This window comes from Niallia sp. FSL R7-0271, from assembly GCF_038005785.1.
Classification (GTDB): domain Bacteria; phylum Bacillota; class Bacilli; order Bacillales; family Cytobacillaceae; genus Niallia.
In genome coordinates, this window is record NZ_JBBOTZ010000009.1 from 1 (window position 1) to 5,827 (window position 5,827).

The 5,827-nt window shown below is 36.7% G+C and carries 7 protein-coding genes; 5 read left to right on the plus strand and 2 right to left on the minus strand.

Translation table 11 applies throughout. The annotated features are described in order from the left end of the window. A partial coding sequence (mobQ, locus tag MKX82_RS30360) for a MobQ family relaxase (protein WP_341082349.1) occupies positions 1-1,266 on the minus strand: 1,266 nt, incomplete at its 3' end. Positions 1,267-1,599: 333 nt separating this feature from the next. Here mobQ and MKX82_RS30365 point away from each other — a divergent pair. From MKX82_RS30365 to qacH, 5 genes are all read left to right on the plus strand, one after another. Then, positions 1,600-1,947 carry a hypothetical protein gene (locus MKX82_RS30365; RefSeq protein WP_118156244.1) on the plus strand — a complete coding sequence of 116 codons (348 nt, stop codon included), beginning with the start codon at positions 1,600-1,602 and terminating at the stop codon, positions 1,945-1,947. A 135-nt stretch (positions 1,948-2,082) separates the two neighbouring features. Beyond that, positions 2,083-2,421, plus strand: a complete 339-nt coding sequence (locus MKX82_RS30370) for a hypothetical protein (protein ID WP_341082355.1) — start codon at positions 2,083-2,085, stop codon at positions 2,419-2,421. A gap of 177 nt (positions 2,422-2,598) precedes the next feature. Continuing rightward, positions 2,599-3,216, plus strand: a complete 618-nt coding sequence (locus tag MKX82_RS30375; protein WP_326135355.1) for a MarR family transcriptional regulator — start codon at positions 2,599-2,601, stop codon at positions 3,214-3,216. A gap of 555 nt (positions 3,217-3,771) precedes the next feature. Beyond that, positions 3,772-4,323, plus strand: coding sequence for a TetR/AcrR family transcriptional regulator (locus tag MKX82_RS30380; protein ID WP_061691482.1), 552 nt, complete (start codon positions 3,772-3,774; stop codon positions 4,321-4,323). Next, a complete protein-coding gene (gene qacH, locus MKX82_RS30385; RefSeq protein ID WP_000121134.1) occupies positions 4,323-4,700 on the plus strand; it encodes a quaternary ammonium compound efflux SMR transporter QacH in 378 nt (125 codons plus the stop codon). Before MKX82_RS30380 ends, qacH begins: the two co-directional genes overlap by 1 nt. Before the next feature lie 440 nt (positions 4,701-5,140). On the opposite strand, the gene MKX82_RS30390 is transcribed toward qacH, so the two are convergent. Continuing rightward, positions 5,141-5,827 (minus strand): hypothetical protein (locus MKX82_RS30390; RefSeq protein WP_341082358.1); only part of this gene is annotated, 687 nt, incomplete at its 5' end.

Genomic DNA, 5,827 nt, shown 5'->3' on the forward strand with positions numbered 1-5,827 from the left:
ACGTTCAGAACGGATATGGAGACGACTGTTTCTGTTTTTCTCCAGGAGTCCTGGGCGTTCTGCTTCATGCTGATTTTTGACTTGGTTAAATTCCTTTTCGGTACCAAATTTGAGCTTTTCACGGTGATAATCAAGCTTTTCATGGTGGAACTTGATTTCATTTTTAGCGTTAGAAATGCTTTGTTCGGCTCTTTCTTTTGTGAGTCGATTTTCCTTTAATTTCAATGGGTTGAACCAATTAATATTTTCAATTCGCTTTTCTGCTTCCTGAATTTGTTTTTCGAAAGAGTGAATCCATCTGAAATGTTCGGAAGCTCCTCGGATAGTTTCATCTTTCCAACGGATATAGCTATCATTTTTATTTAATCGTTCATCCCACTTATCAAGTTGTTTTTGTCTTTCGGCAATTTTCGACAAAGTTGGTTCAGCCTTTAAAACTTTAGAAGCATTTTGTAAATCAACACGTTCTGCATCCGTATTAAAGCGTTCAGCTTTTTGCTTTTGTTCCTGCTGGCGAGCCTTCTCTTGCTCTAATGCTTGTTTTTCTTCACGGTATTTTTGTAGATCCACGACAAGAGCGTTGTATTCTTGACGGTCACGGTTGATATTTCCCTTTTCCGTTTGAACTCCACGCTTTTCCATCTCATGTGCAACGTGGCCAAGATGAACAGTTGGAAGTTGTTCTAGTCCACGTGCTTCATGAGAAAGGTGAGAAATTCGCTCTTGAATCCCTTCTCTTTCTAAGGCTTTATTGGCATGGTTTGCCCATTCTTCTCGCCATTGTTCCAAAAGTTCTTTTTTGTTCCAGTCACGATTTTTCGGACCGAATCCATCAGCCGTAATTTCTCTAGTCGTCAACATGACATGGGCATGAGGATTTTCTTTATCGTCTCTATGTATCGCAATATCAGCAATCATGCCTTTATTTACGAACTGTTCTTGAACATAGTTTTTAATTAATTCTTTTTGTTGGTCATTGCTTAACTCTCTAGGTAAAGCAATATTTATTTCTCGTGCTAATCGTGCGTCTTTTCTCTTTTCGGATTGCTCGACTTCATTCCAAAGACGCTCCCGATCACGCACCCATTCAGGAGAATTGGAAGGGGAAAGAATCATAGTATCCGGTTGCACTTCTCGAACATAGTATTTGGTTTCACCGGTGCGTTCATCTGTTAAACGTTCACCTGAACGATAAGAAGCAGAAGCAACAGCCGATTGTCCCTTCCCTCTTGAAATAACCTGTGCTGAAAAATGATAGATTGCCATGATTCTCACCTCTCTTTCGTCGCTACGCGAATCCCATTTTGACCGAAACGGAAAAGGAAGTACCGAAGGTGGTTCCTTTTCTGTTTTGGCTTCGCCGATAGGCGATTTGTCTTTTGTTGCTTTAGCAACTTGCCGATTTCGGCAAAGGGTTTTTTCTTTTTGTTGCGAAGCAACCGCACAACATCGGTACGATGTGTAAGTGCGCCCTTGCCCTTCGTTCTTCGGGAATCATTGCCACACCTCATTGGGGCGATTCCCTGCTTCTGTCTAGTATTCTAGCAGAAAATTAGGTATAATAAAAGCAAAATATGGCAATGCAGGAGGGTTTTAGAATTGGCACGTAAAACGGACGCAGAACGTTTACAAGAATTAGAGGAAAAAATGGAGCAGATTAAGGCGAGAAAGCAACAAGTTGCGAGCCGAATTGCTCAAAAAGAAAGAAAAGAACGTACACGTCGATTGATTCAGGTAGGAGCCATTTTTGAAAAATATTTTGATATTGTTGGTGAGGATCAAGCTGAAAAAGTAGCCTACGGAATGAAAGATGCAGTAGAGAAACACAAAGATAAATTATTAAATATTGATGTGGAAAAATCGAAGGAACACAACAAGCTAGTTTATGAGGTTCAGGAAGAATGCTTAATCATGCCAGAAGGCGAAAAAGCCCCTTACCAACCTTAATGCCTTTATGGCATTTTTCGTTGCCTTCATGGCAACGGTTATTCTTTAGGAGGTGGGAATTTGATTTGTTCATATTGCCAAACAAAAAATAGTGAATCCGCAAGCGAATGCGATTTCTGTCAAGCTCCCTTGAAGATGGAACGACCTTCACTGAACAAAGAAGTATTTGAAGAAGATTACGAGAAACCGTTTCCTGTACTGGTGACTTATCATACATATCACTTGTTACTGCTGCTAAAAAGGGTCAGAGAAGAAAGAACAAAATGTTACCACCTCATGAGAACCGTTCAGAAGGGCTCAAATTTGATTGAAATAGATTCAGATACTTTAGCCTTTGCTGAAAGCGAATATAGGCTTTATACGGCTCGTATGAGGGTTATAGAGGGTATCTTGATTGATAGGATGGGTTATAAACCGAAACGAGTTGACGATAAATTACTTGTGAGCCTTCAAGGAAAGATTGAAAATGGGTAGTAAAAAAGGAGTTTTATTGATATTGTCGAAATTAGACATAAGAAAAACCGCCTAAAGCTTTGGACGGCTGGCGGTTTCTCAAATACTACATAGGGATTAGTCCCTTTATTTGATTTGTTATATTTATATTCTAGCATATCGGGACTAATTCCTGCTACATAAGGGAGAGAAAAAGTAGTGGGAAAAAATGTTGTGAATTTTAGAGAAGCTGAAAGAAAAGCGAGATTAAGAGATTTAGAGAATGAGAAAATTTTAACTGATGAAGAAATGGCAATAGCTCAAGAACTTCAAGCAAAAGCGAATGCTAGAGGAATGAAGCTTGTGCCTGAAAGAAAGATAAAAAACAAAGCTAAATTTGCTCAATTTATTCAAGAGAATTGGGAGTATTTAAACTCTGAAAAATATTTAACACCCGCAGAAAAAACATTTTTATTAGATATAATGCCGTATGTCGGTTTTAAAACGAATTGTTTGGTTGAGGATATAAATGCAAAGGCACAAATGCCTTTAACACAAGAAGGATTAGCTTTACGGACTGGTAAGCATAAATCTGATGTTTCTAAGCTTTTAAAGCGTTTAGAGAAAAAATATGTAATATTTCGTGGGCAAACTGGTTCAGAAGAATATAACGCTATTTCTCACTCAATTTATATCAATCCAAATATTTTATATTGTGGCGATCGTGACAATGTTAGTGAACATCTTTACACGATGTTTCCTAAACCACCTAAGCAATTAAAAGCTCTTCCAGTTGATTTATTACCTCGTTTAACAAAAAGCAAGAGCCGAAAATAATCGGCTCTTTTTTATATTTTCATAGTTGGTAAAATCACCAACTAATGTTGGTAAAATTACCAACTATGAAAAGTCCCAAAAAACTATATATATCAAGGGTTTAACCCACTTTTAAAAACTTGTCCCTTCTCACTCTCTATGTTATGCAGTATTTCGCCTTTATTTTCCACTCCTGATTTTATGTGTTTTTCGTTATTAGCCTAAAGGCAAAAAGGTTGCCATTAAGGCAACCAAAAACCTTGTCTGTAAGGGGGGCGAAAGACCCCTTTATTTTAGTTTGCTATATACTGCGATATACGTTATTTTAGGGGTAGAGTCCTGAAAATGCGGATTTACAACGGTAATGTAATTTTCACCCATAAATAAAGCCGATTTTAAGAAATCGACTGTTGAACTAAAGCTCCCTTTACTTTAAGTACATTTCTTCACAATCTTTAGATTAATTTATTGGATTATTTTTATGTGAAAGAGTGATATTAAATAAGAGCTTTAATTCGATTGACAAAAAAACCGTCCAGACGGTATATTATATGTATCTAAGTTATGGAGGTTATTATGTCTATTTCAAAGCATGCTAATAAGAAAAAAAATATATTGATTGCTGCATCTGAAATTGTAAAAGAAGAAGGAGTTGTCAAACTCACATTAGAGGCAGTCGCCCAAAGAGCTGGCGTGAGTAAAGGTGGATTATTATACCATTTTCCTAGCAAGGAAGCATTAATTAAAGGAATGGTGGAAGATTGGATAAATAATTATTTCGAATGCATTAATACGTTAGTTAATAACGACGATGATAACGCAATAGGAAAATGGAATAGGGCTTATCTTAAATCTACATTTTCCGATTTAGAAAACAATAATCTAAATTCCGCACTAATGGCTGCTATGTTTATTAATCCAGATTTATTAGATGAATTCCGGCAGAGATACGATATTTTGCATACAAAGTTAATAACTGATGGAATTGATCCTGTCAAAATAACAATTACAAGATTATCCATAGATGGTCTTTGGTTTTCAGAAATATTTGGAATGGCACCATTAAATGAAGAACTAAAAACACAAGTTTTTGATGAACTAATAAACATGATTCAGGAGGACGAATAATGTCATATCTATATTTAGCACTTGCAATAGTGGGGGAGATTATTGGCTCTTCCCTATTAAAAGCATCTGAAGGCTTTTCAAAACTCTATCCTACAATAGGGGTAATAATAGCTTTCGTTGGTTGTTTTTTCTTTTTATCCTTGTCGCTAAAAACAATCCCCTTAAACACTGCATATGCATTATGGGCAGGTTTAGGACTTGTTTTGACTACAGTAATTTCAGTTTTAGTTTGGAAGGAAAAACTTAACATGGCTAGCATTGCAGGAATAACACTGATTCTTGTAGGAGTTGTAATATTGAATTTGTTTGGACCAGGACATGGAGAATCTGGTCATGAAGCAAGCGAAACTATTACAATGAATGAGACAATGGAATAACACATAAAAAAGTCCTTCTTAATAAAGAGAAGGACTTTTTAGCTTAATTAAGGGTATTTTTTGAAGTCCTTATTCAACAAACCTGCGTACGTTAGTTTAAGTGTATCACTTCACAATTCCAATAGAGTAGAGTTTATTGAGACATAATGAAATTAGCGTTTTAAATGACTTCTGACTGTCTCATAAGACTTGTATCAAATGCTTACCGTTGTAAATCCGCATTTCCCTGACGCTACCCCTTTTATAAGCAATAAAAGGATTGGAGTGGATGAAAAATGTTAACTCTTAGTCTTATTTTTAGCGGACTTGCAATTGTCGGTAATGTCGCAACGCTTATTATTAACCGTAAAACGAAAAAATTAATGAACTCCTACAACTAAGCAAAACCTGAAGGTTATGAGGTTGCCATTAAGGCAACCATTTTTGTTTTTAAGGAGGAATTACATTTCTAGTTCCATTCCTTGAGAGCGTGTTCTTGTTCTACTTTTCCCTCTTGCTCGTTGTTGCTGTTGCTGACGTTGTTGTTCCCTAGTCATTTCTCGTCCTGCCTGTTCAATGCCTTTCATAATTGCGTCTAACAAGCCAAGTCCTTTTTCTTGGGATTGAATTTGCCCTTTAAATTCAGGAACTCTAGTTTCTATTTTGCTTAATTGATCAACCTGTTTCTTAAAGTCGGCTCTTCCAGTAATGCCTTCCTTCTGCATGTAGTTCTTATAACTATCACGGGCGGTTACTGCATTGTCGTATTCTCGTTTTGCTGATTTGGAAACAAGCATTTTCCCTTTCAGGAATGGATTATTTTCATATTTTTCAGTGATGGCTTGGTATTTCTCGAAATCTTTTAAATAACTTTCTGCACGCTGCAAGCGTCCCTTTGTTTGTTCTACACGAGAAATTTCTCCTTGGAGCCTTTGAATTTCTTGCTTTCGATTATTTAGGGTTTTTTCAATTACCTCAATTGGGACGGCTTTTTTTGTTCCAGACTTATCGTACTGGTAATTAATTCTTACAATGCTCTCAGCCGTTTTAAAGCTCATATAACGCATTTCAGGACGTTCAGGATATAAAGAAGCAGTCCGACGTACAAAAGCGTTTTTAAGGGCATTCTCGGCTTTTTGAAGCACATC